This is a genomic window from Hymenobacter aerilatus (genome assembly GCF_022921095.1).
GTDB lineage: Bacteria > Bacteroidota > Bacteroidia > Cytophagales > Hymenobacteraceae > Hymenobacter > Hymenobacter aerilatus.
The window spans coordinates 106838-128337 of the sequence record NZ_CP095054.1 but is presented as its reverse complement, the minus strand read 5'-3'; the positions used below and the strand labels follow the sequence as shown (position 1 = coordinate 128337).

Here is a 21500-nt window from a genome sequence, read left to right as displayed (position 1 = left end):
GCTATTCCGTCGGGCAGCCATTGGGGCGGGCAACAAAAGGAAATTGCAATTGCAAAAAGGCAACTGCTAATGCTATACAAGAGGGAAAAATGCGGCCATAAGATTACCGGCATTCCCTGCTTAAATAGTCAATAATTATCATTTTAATTTAAATAAAATTGAAACATTATTACTGAATTTCGCGTTTAATAGGTATGAGCAACGAACGATAAAACAGCTCTTTATCCATGGTTGATGCAGCTTTTGATTTAGCCCCCGGCGAGGTATGGGCCGACCGATTTGACCCCGCCGACGAAGCGCCCGGTGCACCCCCGGTAATATCCGCCGCTGAACTGGCCGCCTGGGAAGCCGCCCCCTGGTTTTAGCCGCTCTTTTCACCTCAAACCCGTTTTCAATATGAACGCCCCCGCCGCATTCCGCCCCGCCCGCCGCATTCCCGCCGCCCGCTTAGCCCGGCTTCGGGCCGCCAACGCCGCCAAACGTCAGGCCCGCGAGGATGCCTGGCAAGCCCGCCAGGATGCTGCCGCGCAGCTGACCAACCCGGTGCCCGAGTTCGAGGCCGCGCCCCGCTTAACGATGCTGCCCGGTGGCTTGCATTGGTCGGCCCAGCAGCCCGTGCCAGCAGTGGGGACCACGGTAACGGTGAACCGCGACGGACACCCGGAGCGGGCCGAGGTGAAAGGCTACACGCATGCCGCCGGCTTTTTGGGACTGGTAACCGAAACCACTCACCACGCCAGGACCGCCAGCCGCCGGAAGCGCAGCAGCCCCCGCGCCGGCGTGGTATTCGGCAGCCAGTTGGCCCTTGCCGCCTAGCCCCCGGCTCGTCTTATCACTACTCCCTTTTCCCTTCGATATGATAACCCCCGCCCCCAAGCAGCCCCAGATTAGCCCGCTCGATTGGTCCGGTGACCCCGAGCAGTGCCCGCAGTGGGTAGGCTACCCCACTCGCGCCGGCTTACCGGCCGGCCTGCTATGGTCAGGCAGCGGTGAGGTGCCCGCCATCGGTGCCCGCGTTCACGTCCACATGAACAGCATCGGCCCGGCCGAGGTGAAAGCGTACTTTCACGCGGAGGGCTACTTAGGGGTACTTTGCCAGCCAGATAAGATGCCGGAGCATCTGGCGAAGCACAGCGTCACACTAGGCCATTTTTTCGGTCGTGAGCTGGAGCCCTATACGCCCGGCCCCGCCGCGCCGGCCCAGGTGCCCGAAGTGGTAGAAATCATCTTGCAGGACTACCGGGTGATTCCGGCCCCGCTTTACTACCGCAACATGCCCACCGGCCGCATTACGGTGGTGTACGGCGGGCTGGCCGACTACTACGGTTTCTACGATGTGGAATACTTCGCCGGCACGGACCGCCAGGACGCGGCCCAGCTGGCCGACCCGGCCAACTGGAAAGACCTTCCCGAGCACCATTACCTAGAGATTCACGAGGCCAGCCACGAGCGCAAGGGGCCGCAGATTTTTGCCCTTCGCGACGGCACGGCGGACCAGGTGGACTACCTGACCGAGCAGTTCCACGGCCCGTTCCGCATCCCCGGCCGCGAGGCGTACATTTTTGACCAGTACGACACGCTAGGGGCCCTGGCCGAAGCGATGAAAGAGCAGGGGGAGCAGTACCGGGGCCGCATCGTGGAGAATAACGAGTGGCGGACGTGGGTAGCGTTTGAGGAAGAAATGGGCGGCAGCGGGGAATGCCTGTGGGAGCGCGTAGAGCTCGACTTGGGGCAGCTGCCGCTCGACAGCTACGTCTACATTTCGGGCCGCCGGGCCACGGCCGAGGAAGGGGAGGGCAACGGCCGGGTTACGCTTTGGCAGCAGCCCAGCGGGCAGTACTACGTGGAAACCGAGCCCCGTTTTCACTATGGCCCCAATTACCCCACGCTAACCCCGCTAACGCTGGCCCAGGTGCAGGAGCGGTATGCATTCGAGTTCATCCCCAACGGCCAGGAGCCCGCGCCGGTCGAGCACGGCGACTGGATTCCGGAATACCCGCCCCAGGAGGGCGACGAGCTGGCCGACAACCAGGACAGCACCGAGTACCCGGAATACCCGGCCGACGAGCAGCGTGACTAACCCCACTTTTTACAATTGCAAAATCTGATGTTACCGAACCTTCCCGCCATCGAAACCCACGCCGGCCGCATTGTCATTGGGGCCACCGTCCGCAGCACTCGTTACCGCGATGTGCAGAGCCTGGTGACCGCTGTTTACTGGAACGGCAATCACTACGCCATCAAGGTAAACGACCGCCACAGCGACGACGCGGGCCAGTACGAATTGCTGTCCCCGCCCACACACCAGGGATTCAACTACGTTAATTCGAACACCCAGCAGGTGCTGGGCGGCAGGTTTGAGGTACTGCTACCAGGGGAGGGGACCGGATATATTTTGTCGACACCGTCGAGCAGGGCATTGCCCTACTCGCGGCCACCATCGGCCTACGCAACCAAGCGCGGGAAATCGAATACCTGAAGCAGCGGGCCGAAGCCGGCCCGGTGGACGAACTTCCTTGGCGCGGGCAGGCCGTGAACAGCATTGTTGGCCAACTGGCTTACGTGAGCACCGGCAACGGTAGGCAGCCCAAATTGCTTAGTCTCGGGCTCATCAAAGCAGAGAATTTTCCGGGCCACTAAATAAGTGGGCTGCTACAGGCTTCAACGATAAGCCGATATAAACGTAAATGTTGAGCTGTAAAAGGTGTCAGTAACTGCCTGAAAGACAAGAGAAGCGCGGGCAAAATTTAACTGGGCTGGTAACAGGGCATTGTATATTTACCTGTGATGCCCACCTCACCTACATCTGCCGGCACTACTGATGGGGAGCGTTACCTCGCCCAGCTTTGCCAACGCTCTTTTCTTTCCCTTTGGAATTACTCTAATCCGTACACGGACGAAGGCAAAACACCCCCGGCTAACGTGGGAAAGGAGTTGTGTGACCAGTTGGTTATATTTGGCAACCACGTTATCATCTTCTCTGATAAGGATTGTGCCTATCCGGTTACCGAGGACGAGCAGGTGAATTGGAGCCGGTATTTTAAGAGAGCCATCTGGAAGAGCGCGGCGCAAATCTGGGGAGCAGAAAGCTGGCTGAAACGGTTCCCAAACCGCATTTACGAAGATGCGACTTGCCAGCGGCCCCTACGGGCCACCCTACCGCCACCCTCCGATATGAAGGTGCATCGGGTGCTGGTGACGCACGGGGTATCGGCGGCATGCCAAGCCATTTATGAGGGTATGGGTAGCCTACTCATCGATACTAGTATAGTAGGCGACGCACACTTTCAGCGCCACCCTCAAGGGCCCACCACTCAGCCCCGCGAGCTGGAAATCTTTACAGTAGGACATCTAGACCCGACTCGGGGGTATGTGCATGTTTTCGATGATGCTAGCCTAGTGACAGTGCTGCGCACGCTCGACACCATTGGCCTTGGTTAAAAGTTTGGTACAAAAGTTAATCGGCGGCCTTGGCAGCGGCTGGCTTTCGGTGGGCGTGGATGACCACTTTACGGTGGCGTAAGTACTTATAAAGGGTAACCTTCGTTTTAGTGAACAAGCCAGCTGGCTATTTTTAGGATTTCCTTCCTGCTCCATGGCCCGCTACTTGTTTTTACTCGACGCGACCCAGCGCCGTGCCTTCGACCAGCCCCCTGTTTTCAATCCGCCCCAGCGGCAGCTCTTCTTTGCGTTGCCCGACTGGGCCACCCGGTCTCTGGCTACGCTGCTGGCCCCGCACAGCCGGGGCGGCTTCGTACTGCAGGTCGGCTACTTCAAGACGACGGGGTGCTTCTTTCCCGTGGACCGGTTCCTGGCGACTGACCAGGCGTACGTGCAGCAGCGTTACCACTTGGGAGCGGTGGAGTGGACGCGCTACGGCAAGGTCACCCGCTTTAACCACCAGCAGCAGATTCTGCAGCAATTCGGGGTTCCGCCCTTCGAGCAGGTCGAAGCCGCCGTGCGCCAGCAAGTGACGCATTTCGCCCGCCTATTAGGACCGCCTTTTTCCGTATCTATTCAGGCACTGTCCTGCCTGCTTTGGCTGAAATCATTTTCTCCGATGCTGACCCGAAGGCCCGTTGACCCGCTAAAAAGGCCATCCTGGAGGCCAGGCCAGCGCGGCGGCGGCGGGTTTCGCTACCTTTAAAGCGCATGAGTACGACCGCACGGCCCCTGGAACGGCAACTATCTCCGCCCCTGGTGAGCGGCTCCACCATTGCCCTGGCGTGGCTGCTGTTCAGCGGGTTCATGGTGCTGCTGATTTTTGTGCAGAACCTCTCGGCCGGCACGCCCACTGACTGGCGCGAGGCCCTGGGCGGGCGGCTGTTGCACGGCCTGATTTGGGGCCTGCTCACGCCAGTGGTGTTCGCCCTGGCGGCCCGCTTCAACCTCACCGAACGCCGGCACCGCCTCTGGCACCTGCTGGCCCACGCGGCGGCTAGCTACGTCCTGACCCTGGTGTACCGCCTGGGCTACGCCGCCGTGATGCACGGCAGCGGGGCCACGCCGGGCGGCTTCTCCCTGCATACCGTTGTGGCCAATGCCAACAACTGGGTGCCCATCTACTGGATGCTGCTGTGCATCGCCTACGCCGTGCAGTACCGCGAGCGGTACCGCGAAGGCCGGGTGCGGGCCGCCCAGCTCGAAACCCAGCTGGTGCAGGCCCAGCTGCAGGCCCTGAAAATGCAGCTTCAGCCGCACTTTCTCTTCAACTCGATGAACGCCGTCTCAGCCCTGATGACCCAGGACGTGAAGGCCGCCCGGCGCATGTTGGCCCAGCTCAGCCAGTTTCTGCGGCTGGTGCTGGAAGGCACCGACGAGCAGGAGGTGACCCTGGAACAGGAGCTGCGCCTCACGCGCCTCTACCTCGAAATCGAGCAAACCCGCTTCCCCGACCGGCTAGCCGTGCGCTACGACATCGCCCCCGATACCGAGGGCGCGCTGCTGCCTGCCCTGCTGCTGCAGCCGGTGGTGGAAAACGCCGTGCGCCACGGCCTGGCGCCCCGCGCCGGGGCCGGCGAGCTGGCCGTGCGGGCCGAAAAACAGGGCGACCGACTCGTGCTGCAAGTGCACGACAACGGCCAGGGCGCGGCCGATACCGCCGCCCGGGGCATCGGCCTGCGCAACCTGGAAAGCCGCCTGACTACGCTCTACGGCCCAGACTACGCCCTGGCGGTGGAGTCGGCCCCGGCGTGCGGCTACTGCCTGCGCCTGTCCATCCCGTTCCGGCTGGCAGCGGCCGGGGTTACGCATCTATCCGCATGAGGCCCATCCGCACGCTGCTGGTCGACGACGAGCCGCTGGCGCGCAGCCTGCTGCGGGAGCTGCTGGCCGATTTTCCGGCGCTGACCGTGACGGGCGAAGCCGCGAACGGCACCGAAGCCTTGGCCGCCCTGCAAACCGGCGCGTACGACGTCGTCTTTCTCGATGTGCAAATGCCCGACCTCGATGGCGTGCAGGTGCTGGGCCGGCTGCGGGAAGCCGGCCAGCCGCTCCCGCTGGTGGTGTTCGTGACGGCCTACGACCAGTACGCGGTGCAGGCCTTCGCGCTCCACGCTGTCGATTACCTGCTCAAACCGCTGGACCCCGACCGGTTTGCCGACTGCGTACGCCGGGTGCAGCAGCAGCTACGCCTGCGCCAGTACCAGGCCCGCGTCCCCGAGCTGGAGGCCCTGCTGCACAGCTGGACCGCCCCGGCAGCTGACTACCAGGACCAGTTCCTGGTGAAGCTGCCGGAGCGCAGCTTCTTCGTGCCGGCCGCCGAGGTGTGCTACTTCGAGGCCAGCGGCAACGGCGTGCAGCTACACGCGGCCGGCCGGCACTACCCGCTGCGCACGGCCCTGGGCCAGCTGGCCGAGCGGCTCGACCCGGCCGTGTTCCTGCGCATCCACCGCTCGTGCATCGTCAACCCGGCCCACATCGTGGACTTCAGGCACTGGTCGCACGGCGAGTACCTGTTTCGCATGGCCAACGGCCAGCACGTCACCTCCTCGCGCAGCTACAGCGCCGGCGTACAGCAGCTGCTCAAGCGATTTGCCTGAGCCGGCCCGGAACCTGGAAGGCCAGTTCACCCCGGGATAGGTCCAGTTGGCCCGTGTCGGGCGTTCATTTTTGGAAGTTGCCCGTTAGTGCACCAGCCCCCCACTCATGGGACGGCAACAGCGCACGACATGACCAAACCCTTCCTCTTTTTGCTGGCCTTCACCTTCGGCGGAGTCGCGACGGCCCGCGCCCAACACCATACCCCGGCTGGTACTACATCAATGCCGGGCACGACCCACTCCATGACGGGCATGACCGGCCTGAAGATGGACCACACAGCCGCGCCCGGCACCCCGGTCGCCGCCTTCCAGCACGGCATGGATTCGGTGATGGTGGTGATGGACGAGGGCATGCGCCGCATGGAGGGGGCCCGCCCCGACGACATCGACGCCAGCTTCGCGGCCATGATGCTGCCCCACCACCAGGGGGCCGTGGACATGGCCCGTCTGCAGTTGCTGTACGGCAAGGACCCCGCCCTGCGCCGCCTGGCCCAAAGCATCATCGCCGAGCAGCAGGTCGAGATTCAGCAGATGGCTGCCTGGCTGAAACAGCACCCCGTGGGCACGCAGAATCCTGGCAAATAGTACCTAATTCCGTTTAAACCGTCATGCTGAGCTTGTCGCAGCATCGCTACCGCTTCGTTGAAGAAGTGTTGATTAGTAAAGAGGTAGCGATGCTGCGACTTCGTTCAGCATGACGTTCTTTTTTCCCTATCCCATGAAATTCCCTCTCCTCCCCGGCCTGCTGCTCATTTCCAGCGTGGCGGCGGCTCAGGTCGTCAGCCACCGCGACCGGGTGTACACCGCCGACCAGATTTCCAACACCGTCTCGGTTATCGACCCCATGGATAACAAGCTGCTGGGCCAGATTATTCTGGGTAAGCCGCAGCCCGACTTGCTCTCGGCGCTCTACAAGGGGCAGGCGCTGGTACACGGCCTGGGTGCTTCGTCCGACCATAAGCTGCTGGCCGTGGTGTCGGTGGGCTCCAACAACGTGACCTTCATCGAGACGGCCACTAACGCCATCCGGGGCAGTGTGTACGTGGGGCGGGCCCCGCACGAAGCCACCTTCCGGCCCGATGGCAAGGAGGCCTGGATAACGGTGCGCGGCGAGGACTACCTATCGGTGATTGACGTGGCCACGATGCGCGAAACCCGCCGTGTGCCCGTGCCCAACGGCCCCGGCCAGATTGCCTTCAGCCCCGATGGCAAGCGCGCCTTTGTGTGCTCCAGCTTCTCGCCCGAGCTGGCCGTGGTGGACGTGGCCACTTACAAAGTCATCAAAAAGGTGCCGGTGGTGAGCCCCTTCTCGCCCAACATCTTCCCCACCAAAGACGGCCAGCAAATCTGGTTCACCCACAAGGATGTGGGCAAGGTGTCGGTGCTGGATACCAAGACGCTCACCATCAGCGGCGTGCTCACCACCGGCCCCGTCACCAACCACGTGGCCACGGTGGATGTGGCGGCCGGCAAGCTGGCCTACGTGACCGTAGGCGGCGAGGACGTAGTGAAGGTGTACAGCCGCGCCCCGGGCTTCCAGCAGCTGGCGACCATTCCGGTGGGGGCTAATCCGCACGGCATCTGGCCTTCGGGCGACGGCAGCCGGATGTACGTGGGCCTGGAAAACGGCGACTCCGCCGTGGCCGTCAGCACGGCCAGCAACCGGGTGCTGGCCAAAATCAAGGTAGGCCAGGCCCCGATGGCGCTGATGTACGTGCCCAACGCCGTGCCCGCCGGCGCGGCCGCCGCCACCGGCTTGGGCCAGCAGCTGGTGGACCAGCCCGCCGTGGTGCGGACGCTCAAGCCGCCCACCGCTGGCCCCGCCACCGGCACCATGACGCTGCGCTCGGAAGGGCTGGTGGATTTGGCCACCTTCGCCCTGCGCGGCCTGACGCCGAACACCGACTACGACATCTTCCTGACCAGCGGCACCAAAGCGCCCTACGCGCGCGACTACGCCCTGACCACCGTGCGCACCGACGCCAAAGGCGGGGCTATGGGCCAAGCGCTGGGGCCGGTGCAGCGCATCGCGGGCGGCGAGCTGAACCCAGCGGGCAAAAAGTTTTCGCGGGTAATCGTGGCACCTAAAGCCGCTGACGGTGAACCCGCTTTACTGTCCGAATAGTCCGGCTTGGACTGGGCGTCCGACGGCGAATACTGGCCGCCGGGGCAACCATCCACGCGGCAATGCCGAGCTAACCTAAACTGAATTCACTTGTAACCACAACCCTACACCATGCAACCTGTTTTCAATCAACCCACTGGTATCAGCTCCCGGGCGCAGTCGCTCAAGCGGTTCTTGCTGCCGGTGGCGGCGTGTGCGCTGCTGCTCGGCGGCTGCAAGAAGGACAATGAGGCCATCACTGACACCAGCGCGCCGCCGGTGCTCAACATCGTGTCGCCGGTAGAGGGCGCGACCATCATGCCCGGCGGGCGGCTGGGCAACGCCACCACGGTCGACTACAACGGCACGGGCTTCGCCATTAACCTGGAAATCGTGACCAAGGACACGGTGGCCATCCCGACCAAGGAAAGCCTCAACATCCGCAACACCGCCGCCCTGGGCCAGCCCAACGTGAACCTGCCCGGCTTCACGGCCAGCCTCGACGTGGACCTGATTAAGCCCGACGGTGGCACCATTCCCAAGGGCACCAATCTGGCCTCGCTCTTCAACATCGCCGGTACCGACGACACCCCCGGCCCCGGCGTAACCACCTGGGTGAGCTGGCACGTGCTGGAATCGGTGGCCGCCGGCACCACCAGCTGCACGCTCACTACCTCTGTAACGGACCGCGCCGGCCGCAAAGCCACGGCCACCCGCCTGCTGAAAGTGGCCCCCGGCCCCGGCGGGGTCATCAGCGGCGAGGCCCTGACGCCTGCTCCCAAACCCATCACCTACGGCACGGTGGATAGCCCCGATGGCCCCACGGTGACCATGATTGCCCCGCGCACTCCCTCCAGCATCAGCCCCGGCATCCAGACGGCGGGTGTGCTGCCGGCCCCGCCCACCAGCGGCGCGCTCTTTTTCATCCAGGTGTCGGCGCTCGATAAGTCGCGCAACGGCATCAACGTGGCCGAAAACGGGGACGGCACCTTCGGCAAACCCGCCGCCGACCGCGGCACGATTGAGGACAAGACGCAATCCAACGCCGGCGTGAACCGCTACGCGCCGGGTCTAAAGGTCACCTTCGACGTGCCTCTGCTTCAGCCCAACGGCAACGTGATTCCGGCCGGCGGCAACCTGGCCCCGGTGTTCAACACGGCCGGCAGCGAGCTGGACCCCAGCGGCTTCGTGCGCACCACCTTCGGCTGGAGCGTGGGCGGCACCCTGCAGCTGGGCGGCAAAACCAGCGTCACCATCAAAGCCGCCGTAACCGACGCGGCGGGTAAAACCGGCAGCGCCACCCAGGTGGTGCAAATCAGCTCCGTCGAAAACGGCCAGCTGCTGACGCCGGCTCCGCGCTAAGGTCCCGAAGCTTGTACGGTAGCCCCGCAACGGCCCGAAGGCTGGCCCGTTTCATAACGAGCCAGCCTTCGTTTTTTATCATCCTCTCCCAACCATTTCATCCCTCCATGCGCATCACTACCTTATCCACCTGGGCCCTGGCAGCCACGCTGTTGCTCGGGGCCTGCTCGAAAAAGAACAGCGAGGAAACCGAGCCCGACATGGTCATTCCGCCCGACCCCGGCCCCATCGCAGCCAGCGCCGCCGACCGGGTGTACCTGGCCGACCAGTCCTCAAATACCGTGTCGGTGCACGACCCGAGCACCAACCGGCTGCTGGGCGTGATTCGCTTGGGCAAGGGCCGGCCCGAGTTTCTGAGCCCGCTCTACGACAAGGAGTCGAACGTGCACGGGCTGGGGGTGTCGCCCGACGGCAAGACGCTGGGCGTGATTGCCACGCTCACCAACGCGGTGATTTTTATCGACCTGGCCACCAACACCGTGAAGGGCAAGGTGTACGTGGACCGCAACCCCCACGAGGGCTTTTTCTCGCCCGACGGCAGACAGTTCTGGGTGGCGGTGCGCGGCAAGGATTACGTGACGGTGATTGACGTGGAGAAAATGCAGGTGGTGAAAAACATTGCCACCGAGCACGAGCCGAGCATGGTCGTGTTCCGGCCCGATGGCAAAGTGGCCTTCGTGGACCACTCCGAAACCGCTACGCTCGACGTAATTGATGTGAAGAAGCGCGAGGTCATTGCCCGGGTGCCGGTGGTGAGCAAGTTCTCGCCCAACCTGGTGGTGACCGAGGACGGCCAGCAGGTCTGGATGACCCACAAAGACGTGGGCAAGGTGACCGTGGTGAACGCCCAGACCTACGCCGTGGAAGGCGTGATTGACACCGGCCCCGGCACCAACCATGTGAACATGGCCGGCCCCGGCGGCGGCACCCGCTTCAGCGGGGCCAGCGCCGGCGACTTCGCTTACGTAACCGTGGGCGGCGAAAACGCGGTGAAGGTGTATTCGCGCCAGCGCCAGCTGCTGGCCACTATCCCGGTGGGGGCCAACCCGCACGGTGTGTGGCCCAACGGCGACGGCAGCAAGCTCTACGTGGGCCTGGAAAACGGCGACGCGCTGGTCAGCATCGACACCAAAACCAACACCAAGCTCACCGAAACCGGCAGCGGCCAGGCCCCGCAGGCCCTGCTCTACGTGGTGAAAGCCGGCGGTGGCAGCCCCGGCGCCAGTGGGCTGGAAGCCTTCACGCCGGTGACGCCGGTGAACATCCGCCTGGTGCCCGTGGGTACGCAGCCGGTGCCCGGCGTGGGCGGCGGGGCCACCATCCGCCCCACCGAAGACCTCGACGAAATGGTACTGGCCCTCAAGCAGCTGGCCGCCAACACCACCTACACCCTGTACCTGTCGGACAGCAAAACCGCATTGGTGGCCCCGGAGCCGGTCATTTCCTTCAAAACCGATGATGGTGGCGCAGTCGAAGTCAACGCCTACTACCAGATTCGGCTGCGGCTGGCAGGCCGGTTCGCCGTGGTGGTGCTCGGCGACAAAAACCCGGCCGGCGCGGTCACGCTCACGCAGCCGTAAGCCGGCTGCTGACCAAGAAGGCCCCTGGTGCATGTCGCATCAGGGGCTTTTTTAGGGGCGCAAACGCTTTTGCTTCGGGTAGCACCGGGGTTTTTTGTTGCTCAACTACCTTCGCCGCTTGCTAGCTGGCAGGCCGCCAATTCCCGGCAATGGGCCCGAAAGCGCAGCAGCCCGACCGTCAGCACCAGCCCCGCCACCGCCAGCGCGGAGTAACCCAACCGGCCGCCCCGCTCGGGGTGAAACTGAAGGAGCGCCAGCCCGAAGCCCACCAGCGCCAGGCTGGTGCGCACGTAGGTGAGCAAAGTGCGCTCATTGGCCAGCCGGGTCCGTTGCAGGGCCAGCCGGTCCGAGAGGGCGAGTGGGTTGGTGGGGGGGGTAGCGGCATAAGGGAGTAGGCTACGGGAGGGTAATGGCATCGCCCGGTTCGGCCAGCCGGTGAAACACGATGCCGTGCTTCTCAAAATACGGCCCGTAGTTCTCGTAGCGCTGCTGGATGAAGAAGGGCTTGAGGTAGCCGTCGTGTACGGGCAAAATTTGCCTGGGACGCATTTTCAGGGCGAAATCGGCCACCACCAGCTCCGTGAGAAAAGGCGCGGTGACGGGCAGCAGGAGCATTTCCACCCCCGCGAAGGGCAACAAATTGTTAGCAAAAGAGTCGGCGGGATTTAGCACCTTGCCATTCACCAGCCAGGCGGTCATTTGCGGCAAGGGGCTGTCGAGAATGGCCTCGTGCTGCACCGGAAGGGCCAGCAGCTGAAACACGCCCAAGTCTAGGCGACCTTCCTCGTGGATTTGCACCGTGAGGCCGTGCGCTTTCAGTTCGGTTGCCACCTCGCGGTTAGAGATGATAATGACCTGACGCAGGGCCACGATTTTCTGAAGCGCCGCCACGTCGAGGTGGTCGGGGTGGTTGTGGGTGATGATGATGACCGATACGTCTTTGAAAACCTCGGGGTGCACCAAGCCTTCGATGAAGGAAAACTTGCCCGGGTCGAAAAGAATCTGTTGGCCGTCGAGTTCGAACAGCAAACAGGAATGAATGTATTTGGTGATGCGCATGGCATTGAAAATGAGGTTGTTATAGCTGCTTCGGTAGTCCAACTTCCTCCGTGCGCTTTGCGCTATACCGTGTGCAGAATCACGTAGAGCGAGCCAGTCGAAATCACCAACCAGAGCAGGATGCCCAGCACGTAGGGCTTGATGCCCACCGAGCGCACCACCTTGGCCGACAGGCCCGCGCCGATGAAAAACAGCGTCACCGTGAGGCCGATTTTGGCCAGGTTCACCATCACCGGGCCCAGGGGCTTGGCGGCGGGCACGAAGGTGTTGAGCAGCATGGCGGCGATGAAGCCGAAGATGAAATAGGGAATTTTCACCTTGACGCCCTTCTGCTTGAAAATCATGGCCGTGCCAATGGAAATCGGGATAATCCACAGGGCCCGGGCCAGCTTCACGGTGGTGGCTACTTCCAGGGCTTTATTGCCGTAGGCGGCCGCCGCGCCCACCACCGAACTGGTGTCGTGGATGGCAATGGCGCACCAAAGGCCGAACTGGTTCTGAGTCATGGCCAGCGCGTGGCCGATGGGCGGGAAGGCAAACAGGGCCAGCGCGTTGAGCACGAACACCGTGCCCAGGGCCACCGACATCTCCTCGTCCTTGGCCCGCAGCACCGGCCCGATGGCCGCGATGGCCGAGCCGCCGCAAATGGCGGTGCCGCACGAAATCAGATGCACCACGTGCCGGCCCAGCCCCAACCACCGGCCCACCACCAGGCCCAGCAGCAGCGTGCCGAAGATGGACACCACCGTGAACAGGATGCCCTCCTTGCCGGCCTGCACCGCCGCGTGGGCGTTCATGCCGAAGCCCAGCCCGATAACCGAGAACTGCAGCAGCTTGGCCGTGGCCTTTTTGGTTTGGGTAGTGAAGGGGTTGCCGATGGTCTGGGCCAGCACCAAGCCCAGGGCCAGGGCAATGGGCGGCGAGGCCCAGGGCGTGAGGCAGAACACGAAGAACAGCACGAACACCACCTGCTTCAGGGTGAAATCCTGCCCGAACAGCACGCGGGGCGTGTGCAGGTGGCGGAAGAAGCCGGTGGTTTCGTTGAATTCAGGAGCGGCCGGTTCCTGCGCCGGAGCGGGAGCGAGCGGCGAATCAGGGGCTTGCGGAGTTGCGGAATGAACCGGGAGTGCCATGAGCGGGAGGGGGTTGTTTCTGAGGCAAATATACGGCGACCCCTACGCAAAGGATTATCCAATCGTGTTATCCTGCATAACCAAAAGTTATTTATAGAATAGCTGATTTTTGCATTCCCGCCAGTCTTGAGCCGCCCGGATGGCCGTGGCAGCAGTTGTTACGGCACCGGCAGACCTGTGCCATCGCCAATCTGCCGTTGGACGAACCACCCGGTTCACCTCCTGCTGTATAAGTACAGCCGCTGCCAGCTGACACCGAATGGTTATCCGGCATCGCCAGCCTTTATTTGGCCCCCTTGAATTGCCCCTGCACGAAGCTCAGAAACCGCTGGGCCGGCCGGGCCAGCACCTGTCCCTGCACCCAGAGTGCCTCGAACTGCCGGGCCAGGTGCAGCCCTTTGATGGGCACGATTTCGAGCAGTCCAGCCGCCAGCTCGCGGTCCAGGGCCCGGCGCGACACGAATCCCAGGGCCGCCGGCGCGGCTTCGAGGTAGCGCTTGATGGCTTCCGTATTGTCCAGGTAAAGGGCTACGGAAAGGCTGCTGAGCTTAATGTGCTGCGCCCGCAGAGCAAATTCGAGAATTTCCAGCGTGCCCGAGCCCCGCTCGCGCAACACCAGCGGGTGGGCCAGGGCCTCGGCCAAGGACAGCGGCGTGGCGAGCGGGGAACCGGGCGCGACGCGGCGCACGGCCACCAACTCGTCGGGCAGCAACGGCTCGTAGTGCAGGTCGTGGCTTTTGGTGCGGCCTTCTACAAAGCCCAAATCCAGCTCGCCGCGTAGTAGGGCATCGGCAATGCGCTCGGAATTGGCGTTCAGGAACGAGAGCTGCACCTGCGGGTAGCGGGCCTGAAAGGCGGGCAGCAACCCCGGCAGCACGTACTGGGCCAAGGTGGTGCTGGCCCCCAGGCGCAGGCGGCCGGCGGCCTCTTCGGGGTCACGCAGGGCCAGGAGCTGGTCTTCGAGCTGCTGCTGGGCGGCGGCGGCGGCATCGGCGTGGGCGTGCAGCAGGCGGCCGGCCTCGGTGAGGCTCACGCGGTTGCCGCGCCGCTCCAACAGGCGCTGGCCGTACTGGGCTTCCAGCTCACGAATGTGCTTGGTGACGGCCGGCTGGCTCACAAACAGCTCCTGCCCGGCCTTGGTAAAGCTCAGATGCCGGGCCACGGTGGCAAATACGCGCAGACGAAAATCGGACATGGCGGCAAGGTAGGCAGTTTGCTATAACCTCGGGGCGGACCCTCCCCGCTCATTTCGGGCACTCATCCGCCCACCCTGCCAACGCCGCTTACCGAACCAGCTTCTCCAGCGCGGCCTTGAACTCGGGGGTGTAGTACGCGGCCATGCCGTCGTGGCAGGTGACCACCTGGCCGTCGGGGCCGATGATGACGGTGGCAAGAATGGAGTTGGAATCGAATGGGGCAGGCACTTCGGCTTTTCAGAGGCCGATATAGTACAGCGAGGCGAGGCCCAGCGAAAGCCTGACGAAGCGGATACTACCTTCCCAAGGCGCTGGTTTACGCCGAGGTGCAGCAGGTTGATAGACACGAAGTAGGCGAGAAATTGGTCGGACGCATTTCGGAGTGGCAGACACAGGTGTTTCGGTGCGCCGGGCGGAGCCGTGCCGGCCGCCTCCCTTACCATCCAGACCAAACTCCTTATCTCTCCCTCAATGGTCTACACTCCGTCGGCGAGGTACGGCGTACGCTGGCGCAGTACCAGCAACGGCTCAAGTTACGGCCAACCAAATGAGTGTAGTAAGCAGGTATAGGGTAACCAGAGCGTGACGCTGACGCAGCAGCATTAGCACAGCTTACTGCCCAACGTCCGTTCTAATTTGGCAAAGGGCGTTTAACCTTTGTACTAAACTTTTAACCAAGGCCACTAGTCCCAGAACGTCCGTACATAAAAGGGTTGTCCCAGTGCTTCGCTCAGATAGGCAGCGGCGGCCCGGGCCCCGGCTTCGTTGACGTCGATGCTTTGAACCGGAAAACTCGTGATTCCATATAGCATATAGCTGCCTCCAGCTGCATCAGCGTGGCCAAGTTGAAGCAGTGCCTGGGTAATCTCCGAATGCCCGTCGTGGGTAGATAGGTTAGAAAAGCCGGCGATGCCCGCATCACCAATTCTGGTGTAAAGCTCCTGCGAGGCGGCGTGGGCTCTTCGTTGAGCTTCGGCAACGGCGGCGGCTACCTTTTCGAGCGTTGCGTCGCTGACTTTCACCTCCTTAATCTTCGGGATGGCACGCAATGGTAAGTCATCGAGCCGTACCGTTTGTAGATTGATTGACAGTCGGCCGAGCGACTCAACGGATAGAACGGAGGTGTTGGTAATCAGTTTTTTATTGTACTCCAGGTCGAAATCATTATAGCCGGCATCGTATTGATTACGCAATTCCTCCACAATCTGCTCCGCTTCTTTATCCGTCTGAACCAGGATTATTAGCTTGCTGAAGCCGTGATGTTTATTCTGGAGGAAGAAGGGGAGGCCAGGCTCTTCAAACCGCTCATGCACATCGGCCCAACGCCATTCCCGCTCGTGCGTCCAATCCATTTTTCGGGTGAGGTTGGTGGCCACGTAGCGGTATTGCTCTCGCAGGCCAATGCCGAGTGAGGAGTGCAGCGTGCGTAGCCCAATTCCGCCGAATGCGTCCCGCTTATCCGCCTCCCGGTGCTGGACACTGGTCCCGTATATCACGGGCCGAGCGCCAGCCTCAAACAGCTCATTTCTCAAAAAAGCCAGGCCGTAGCCCTGCACGGCATACTCTGCGTTCCTCGATGTCGCATAATCAATCAGCCCGTGCAGCGGCATCTCTGTGAAGCAAACCGCTGCCTTTGGCCCGTAGATGGTCGGCAGCAAACCAGACTTGGTTTGTCGATAAGACCAGCCGGCTTTTAGAAAGCCATCGTGCAGAATTTTCCGGAGCACCCCAAACGCCGACATATCCGGCTCCTGGTCCCGGTCACCGTCATACAAGGACGAGACAAACAAGGGTTCACCGGTGTAGGTAAAGCCGTCGGGATGGGCAACCGGCTCATGGGTGGTGGGGGCCACGAAGAGCATCGGGTCCGTCTCAGGATTTCGCCGATGAATGAAATGGATAACCCACTGGGAGATGTCAGTTCTCATACTAGAAGCTTACTGCGCCAGTGCTACTGATTCTTAAAAGTCACGGCATCTTCCCGCACGAGGTAAGCGGTTGGGGAGCCAAAATCCACCATCTTGTCCAATAGCCACATAAAGCCGTTGAACAGTTCGGGGTTGGTCTTGATGCGGCGCATATGGTGCTGTAGCAGCCTCTCGATGAAGGCCGTCGCCGGACCGGTCTGAAACAGCGCCAGCAACTGGTCGGGATGATTTTGGCAAATGGCAACCACGACCAGCAGGGCATCGGGCAACAGCGTTTTGTCGCCCACCGTCGATAATACCTTTAACAGGGAATGCAGATGAGTAGCCCCAACTTGCTGCATTGCCCGCCGGTAATAGGCTTGCCCCCTTTCAAGCGGCTGCCAGTGCGTAGCGGTGGGCTTCCAGCCAATATCCAGCAGTGCCAGCGGCACAAGCGGTGCGGTGGCTGGGGTAGGTAGTTGGGCAAGCAGGTGCTCCCAGAGTTGCCAGAAATGAAGTGTTCGGGCGGTGCTCCTCGCGTCGGCTGGCGCAGCAACAAGGGTATCCCGCTCCCTGATTACCTGCGCCAGGATGGCACCGACAAACTCCTGCATGTCATCTCCTGCCGCGTAGTGAGTTGCGGGCTGTTGGTTTAGGCCCTGCAGCAGCAGGTCCAGCAAACCGCGCGCTTGGTCGATGTCACTGAAAAGCAGTATCCTGGGCAATGAGCCCCTAATGCCAAATAATTGGCCGATGTTGAATTGCCGCTCTTCCTCGTTACGGGTAGCGTAGCCGGGAGACTTCGGCCTTCCCAGGTCTTGCACCATTAGGGTTGTGAGCCGCGTGATGTAGCCGCTTAAAAGCGGCAGTTGCGTAGTAGGCGGTATCAGCTCCAGTGCAATTACCAGCAGACTGGGGTCATGGGTGGTGGGGGAGAGGTGGTTGAGGACAATCGTTGGAGCTGGTCCCGCCAACAACGGCGTCAGGGCTGCGGTCTTAGCCGCTTCATATTCGGTATCGTTGGTTCGGCGATACTCTCCCGCTTCACGGGCCTGCATGACCTGCCGGGCATATTCGAGCAAGACGGACCAGACCACGGGCAGTAAGTCGGGGTACTGAGGGAAGAAGGTATCCCGCAGATGCGCAAAAAGGTGAACTTGCTTGTGTTCAGGCAGTGGGGCGCTCACCGTGCGAAGCAAGAGCAACACTACCTCCTGACGGGCCGGCTCATCGGCGGCGGAGCCGTATAAAAGCGCGAAGCTTTTGAGCAAATGTGGTTCGTCAAACAAGCTGAACCGCTCTTCCCACATATGCGCGGTTTCGTAGTGGTGAATGGTTTCCAGCTTGAATTCCAGGCACGAGCAAATAGTGTCTCGGCACCAGCGAATATGGTCTGCGTCGAGGCTGCTACTGAAGTGCCGGAGCCCCAGCAACGCTAGGCCTGCCATGCGATAATCCGTACTGGCTTCCCGACCCGGGCGAGTATATGCAGCATACATGGTCAGCCAGGTGTCAACGCCCCAAGAGGCCCCTTCCTTGCCGTCTAGAAAATCGCCAATCTGAGAAGACATGTGCAGCCGTAGGCTTTCGGCGGCCCGTTCGGGCTCGTCTGCGGTGAGCATCGCCTGCACCGGGCCATCGTAGTCGGGCTGGATGCTGGCCAGCTGCTGCTCTTCGTCAACAGTTACTTTCCATTTGCGCGGGTCTGTTTCAATGAGCAACTTGCGCCAGTAGAGGCTCGTCGTCTCTGCCAGTGCCGCGTCGTGCGAGTCGAGGATGGCCAACAGCTGCGGAGTGAACTCTCCCTGCTGGAGCAGATAGTGGGCGACGAAGCTGCCCAGGCCTCGCTGGAAGCCCAGGCGGTGCGGAAGCTTTTTCGAGGCCGTGCGCTCCCGGCGGGCCACCAAGCTTTTGTTCACGCCCAACAACGAATGGGGCATGTATTCGGCTACTACCCGGCTGGCATCCCATTCGAGAAACGCCCGCACGGAGACCAGCGGAACCCATTGCCCCTCCAGCTGCGCTTGCTTGGCCATTGCCACGCTGGCCAGCACGCCCGACAGGGCTACCGACTCAGCATGAGTTAGCAGGTAATTAAACCACTGGTTTAGCGGTGCTGACTCACCAGAGGATGCAGCAGAGGGCATTTCCAGGAAAAACTTCTCCACGCTCATCAACACGGATTCCAGCACCGCAGGCAGTTGCCCGCTTCCCCGATACGCCGCCCATAGCTCACTATTTCCAGGCTGCCTGACCATAGTGCCGTCGGGCGTTGTGAATTCGGTTACGACCAGCGGGTCGTGGGCTGCTTGGTGGCGTTGGTACGTGCGGGTACAGTAGTTCACCAAGTCCACGACGAAAGGAATCCCAATCTCGGCCCGGTAGCCAAGTAAATCCCACACGGGTGTGCTGTATATGCTCGGCGGCTCCGTGCGCAGGTCCGCAGTCAAGCCAAATCGCTCTTCTTGGCCGAGCTGTGACCAAAGTGGGTTGTAATGCCCCGGCCGCGCTTGGCGAGGCTGGGCTCGCCACTCATGGTTTAAGATGTCGACGACAAGCTCTGGCAGGTGACGGCATAGCTGGGCTGTGGCTACCCCCGACACGCAGAGCTTGATTAATTGCTTGTAGAGTTTTGGCACCCACTGGTCGCCTTCCGCCATCGTTGATGCCAGCGCGCGTTGCAGCAGCCCACGCAATCGTTCCACGGCAAGCTCGGCTACTTCGTACGCCACCATTACGAGGCGGTTTAACTCCGGGCCCTGGGCAGCGGCCCGCCAGTACGCTTCGCCCTGCTCGATTTGCTCCAAAATGTAGAACACCACAACCGCCGCCGATTCGGCGCCCGCGGGCAAGGCTTGTGCTGAACGGCTAAGGCCAGGCTGCCAGTCGCTCAGCAGGCGTACGGTTTCAATGGGCAGGAGTACGAGTCGGTCTAAGTGCCGGGCACAAAAGTCGAGGGCCGCGGCCCACCCCGAGCCCACGGGAACAAGCACCCCGCTTTCTTCTGATGCAGAATACGTACGCTGGGTGCAGGCGGTGTGCAACAGTCGCAGGCAGCGGGTCAAAAACTTGGCGTCCTCGTCGAGCAACGCCTGCTCAAAGCTGGTGAAAAACACCTCCGCATTCGTTGAGCGCAGCACGGCAATTAAAGACTCATCCAGCCAATACTTTTCCAGCGTATTCTGGTCGAGTACCTGGCCAATAAGCGCTACTACTTGCGCCGACTCCTCCATGGCTACTTCTTCTACCCACAGGCGGAAACTGCGGCGCAGGGCCGGGCTACTGCCAATGGCAGTGAAGAAGGCCGCTACCCCAAGCGCTGGGTTCCACTGGCCGCGGATAAATCGGACCAGCGCCAAATCTTCTAAAACGTCGTGCGTCGGAGCAAACCCGGTTTCTGCCTCGTCTTGGAACAGCAAGTCATCGTGCACCAGGGCGAGTAGGGCCCTATCGTCCTGGGAATCGGCACCCACAAACAAGGCCAGTTGCCGAGCTCGCCGCAGGGCAATGCTTTCAAAGGCCCGGCCGCGTTTCCAATGCAGCGCGTCCTGCTGGTTTTGCGCATCTTCGACCACGTGCTTCCACAGCTCATTTTTGAATTCAGTGCGGGAGGCGGCGGACAAATCATCCGGCGTTTTACTTAGCAGCTTAATGGCCAAATCCAGGTATTTCAAGCTGCGGAGGAGCTCGCGGAGCTTTTCGTTGCGAAGCAGCTGCTCCAGTCTGGGTACCTGCGGGCTCAGGTTGGCCAGGTCTTCGTCCGTCAGGGAGGGCACTGTAATGCAAGCGCTGTCATCGAGTTGGTAGCGATGTATCAACAACTCCACAGCATACTGACGGGCCGTTAGAACAAGCGTGAGCTTACCAAACGTTGCCGCCAAAGCCAGCAGTTGATGAAATGCATCATCGGGTGGACCCTCAAGCAGCTTTTCGGCGCTGTCAATGTAAAGTACTTTCTGCGGAAGCAGGGCCCAAGCGGCCAATAGGGCAGGGAGGGGCTCCGAAACTCCTTGCAGGGCAAATACTTGGCCCAAGTGGGGCACGCTGAATTGCTCAGCCCTGAATGCCCAATAGCCGTTGCCCGTGACATACTGGTCTAATACGTCCCGCATCAACGCCGACTTTCCCACGCCGGCACCGCCCGTCACAATGACCACCTGGTGTTGCCCCAGCGCCTGCAATACCGCCGCCTTATCGTCCTGGCGCGGGAGGGTCACGTTGCCTACCCTGTTTCGGAGCCTCCGGGTAACGATTTGGTTGTCATCAATCAGCCGCTGGACGGCCTGCATAACCGGCCGCAACCGGGTCTGGGTAAATCGGTGGTAAAAAGGCCGGTCCGGAAGGCTCGTGATTTCGACACTGCCGCCATTGTTGTCAAATTCCGTCGCCTCAGCCACCGCTTCCTGCCAAACCGTGAGCGGGGCTACAACGTCAGGATTGGGAATAGCTAAATTAATGAGTTGCAGCAAAAAGGCTTCGTCCGCGCTGCCGGTGGACTTTAAGTCGTAGTCAAGCAATTCTACGCACCGCAGAAAACGCCACAATTCATCGTCGGTAATCCTCTGGTGGCTGACCCGGGCAAGCACCGTGCGAAACAATTCAACCTTGTCCTTCTTCTGCTGCGACCTTCTGACTTCCTGAAAGAAGGTGGCGCTGGATGCATTAAACCGAGCCCAGTTCAGAACAATTTTGATGTGGTTCCGCTCACCGTCATTGAGGCCGCCCTTCACAATGACCAACCGGTCACGATTGGGGTCAAACCGGTCTGCCGCCTGGTAATCCTGCCAAAACTGGCGCATTACCTTCTCAAACTCATTGTCTTCGGCGGCGCTGAGCGTCAGGTTGTGCTTGATTTGGAGCAGCAACCGGTGCTGCTGGCCCAGCCTCGACTGGGTCACCACCAGCAAATCGTCGGTGCAGTACCCGAGGTCAGTGGTTTGGAAATACAGGGCCGTAATTCGCGCATCCGAGATGCACGGTGGAGCACCGCCTGTCAGCAAACCAACCAGAAAGGCTGCTTGGATATGCTGCTCAAAATTTGTACCCAGGCCCCCAGTAGAGGAAACGCTGCTGTGGTCAGGCATAAAAGGTCAGTGGGGAAAGGCTGGTGGTGCAGGC

At 61.6% G+C, this 21500-nt stretch carries 19 protein-coding genes; 12 read left to right on the top strand and 7 right to left on the bottom strand.

Features of this window, described 5'->3' with window-relative positions:
- Positions 1 to 227: 227 nt before the first annotated feature.
- The 12 genes from MUN82_RS22185 to MUN82_RS22130 all read left to right on the top strand — a co-directional run bounded on the left by MUN82_RS22185 (position 228) and on the right by MUN82_RS22130 (position 11087).
- Positions 228 to 365, top strand: coding sequence for a hypothetical protein (locus tag MUN82_RS22185; RefSeq protein ID WP_245097736.1), 138 nt, complete (start codon positions 228 to 230; stop codon positions 363 to 365).
- Between the two features lie 31 nt (positions 366 to 396).
- Positions 397 to 816 (top strand): hypothetical protein, encoded by a 420-nt coding sequence (locus tag MUN82_RS22180; RefSeq protein ID WP_196294827.1) that lies wholly within the window; start codon positions 397 to 399, stop codon positions 814 to 816.
- Between the two features lie 40 nt (positions 817 to 856).
- Positions 857 to 2080 (top strand): hypothetical protein, encoded by a 1224-nt coding sequence (locus MUN82_RS22175; protein ID WP_196294826.1) that lies wholly within the window; start codon positions 857 to 859, stop codon positions 2078 to 2080.
- A gap of 27 nt (positions 2081 to 2107) precedes the next feature.
- Positions 2108 to 2479 (top strand): hypothetical protein, encoded by a 372-nt coding sequence (locus tag MUN82_RS22170; protein ID WP_196294825.1) that lies wholly within the window; start codon positions 2108 to 2110, stop codon positions 2477 to 2479.
- Positions 2480 to 2787: 308 nt separating this feature from the next.
- Entirely contained in the window at positions 2788 to 3441 is a 654-nt protein-coding gene (locus MUN82_RS22165; RefSeq protein ID WP_245097734.1) for a hypothetical protein, read from the top strand.
- A gap of 154 nt (positions 3442 to 3595) precedes the next feature.
- Entirely contained in the window at positions 3596 to 4147 is a 552-nt protein-coding gene (locus tag MUN82_RS22160; protein ID WP_044518448.1) for a DUF4158 domain-containing protein, read from the top strand.
- A 5-nt stretch (positions 4148 to 4152) separates the two neighbouring features.
- Positions 4153 to 5265, top strand: coding sequence for a sensor histidine kinase (locus MUN82_RS22155; protein ID WP_082017271.1), 1113 nt, complete (start codon positions 4153 to 4155; stop codon positions 5263 to 5265).
- Positions 5262 to 6041 (top strand): LytR/AlgR family response regulator transcription factor, encoded by a 780-nt coding sequence (locus MUN82_RS22150; RefSeq protein ID WP_044518450.1) that lies wholly within the window; start codon positions 5262 to 5264, stop codon positions 6039 to 6041. The genes MUN82_RS22155 and MUN82_RS22150 overlap by 4 nt, the downstream gene beginning before the upstream one ends.
- A 318-nt stretch (positions 6042 to 6359) precedes the next feature.
- A complete protein-coding gene (gene copM, locus MUN82_RS22145; protein WP_218823227.1) occupies positions 6360 to 6626 on the top strand; it encodes a CopM family metallochaperone in 267 nt (88 codons plus the stop codon).
- A 133-nt stretch (positions 6627 to 6759) separates the two neighbouring features.
- Complete coding sequence (locus MUN82_RS22140) at positions 6760 to 8166, top strand: YncE family protein (protein ID WP_245097732.1); 1407 nt, start codon at positions 6760 to 6762, stop codon at positions 8164 to 8166.
- 111 nt (positions 8167 to 8277) lie between these two features.
- Positions 8278 to 9507: a hypothetical protein gene (locus MUN82_RS22135; RefSeq protein WP_208305957.1), complete on the top strand. Its 1230-nt coding sequence runs from the start codon at positions 8278 to 8280 to the stop codon at positions 9505 to 9507.
- A gap of 107 nt (positions 9508 to 9614) precedes the next feature.
- Complete coding sequence (locus tag MUN82_RS22130; RefSeq protein ID WP_208305958.1) at positions 9615 to 11087, top strand: beta-propeller fold lactonase family protein; 1473 nt, start codon at positions 9615 to 9617, stop codon at positions 11085 to 11087.
- A gap of 101 nt (positions 11088 to 11188) precedes the next feature.
- Here the strand turns inward: MUN82_RS22130 and MUN82_RS22125 are convergent, their stop codons facing one another.
- The 7 genes from MUN82_RS22125 to MUN82_RS22095 all read right to left on the bottom strand — a co-directional run bounded on the left by MUN82_RS22125 (position 11189) and on the right by MUN82_RS22095 (position 21466).
- The gene (locus MUN82_RS22125) at positions 11189 to 11503 is read right to left on the bottom strand and encodes a DUF202 domain-containing protein (protein WP_044518453.1); all 315 of its coding nucleotides are present in this window, start codon (positions 11501 to 11503) and stop codon (positions 11189 to 11191) included.
- On the bottom strand, positions 11484 to 12146 hold the full coding sequence (locus tag MUN82_RS22120) for an MBL fold metallo-hydrolase (protein WP_073285406.1): 663 nt from the start codon (positions 12144 to 12146) through the stop codon (positions 11484 to 11486). Before MUN82_RS22120 ends, MUN82_RS22125 begins: the two co-directional genes overlap by 20 nt.
- 62 nt (positions 12147 to 12208) lie before the next feature.
- Complete coding sequence (locus MUN82_RS22115; protein WP_230687945.1) at positions 12209 to 13279, bottom strand: YeiH family protein; 1071 nt, start codon at positions 13277 to 13279, stop codon at positions 12209 to 12211.
- A gap of 283 nt (positions 13280 to 13562) precedes the next feature.
- Positions 13563 to 14474, bottom strand: coding sequence for a LysR substrate-binding domain-containing protein (locus MUN82_RS22110; RefSeq protein WP_073285409.1), 912 nt, complete (start codon positions 14472 to 14474; stop codon positions 13563 to 13565).
- 88 nt (positions 14475 to 14562) lie between these two features.
- Positions 14563 to 14703 carry a hypothetical protein gene (locus MUN82_RS22105; protein ID WP_179225616.1) on the bottom strand — a complete coding sequence of 47 codons (141 nt, stop codon included), beginning with the start codon at positions 14701 to 14703 and terminating at the stop codon, positions 14563 to 14565.
- Positions 14704 to 15158: 455 nt separating this feature from the next.
- On the bottom strand, positions 15159 to 16403 hold the full coding sequence (locus MUN82_RS22100; RefSeq protein ID WP_245097730.1) for a hypothetical protein: 1245 nt from the start codon (positions 16401 to 16403) through the stop codon (positions 15159 to 15161).
- Positions 16404 to 16426: 23 nt separating this feature from the next.
- On the bottom strand, positions 16427 to 21466 hold the full coding sequence (locus MUN82_RS22095) for a hypothetical protein (RefSeq protein WP_245097727.1): 5040 nt from the start codon (positions 21464 to 21466) through the stop codon (positions 16427 to 16429).
- Between the last annotated feature and the right edge of the window lie 34 nt (positions 21467 to 21500).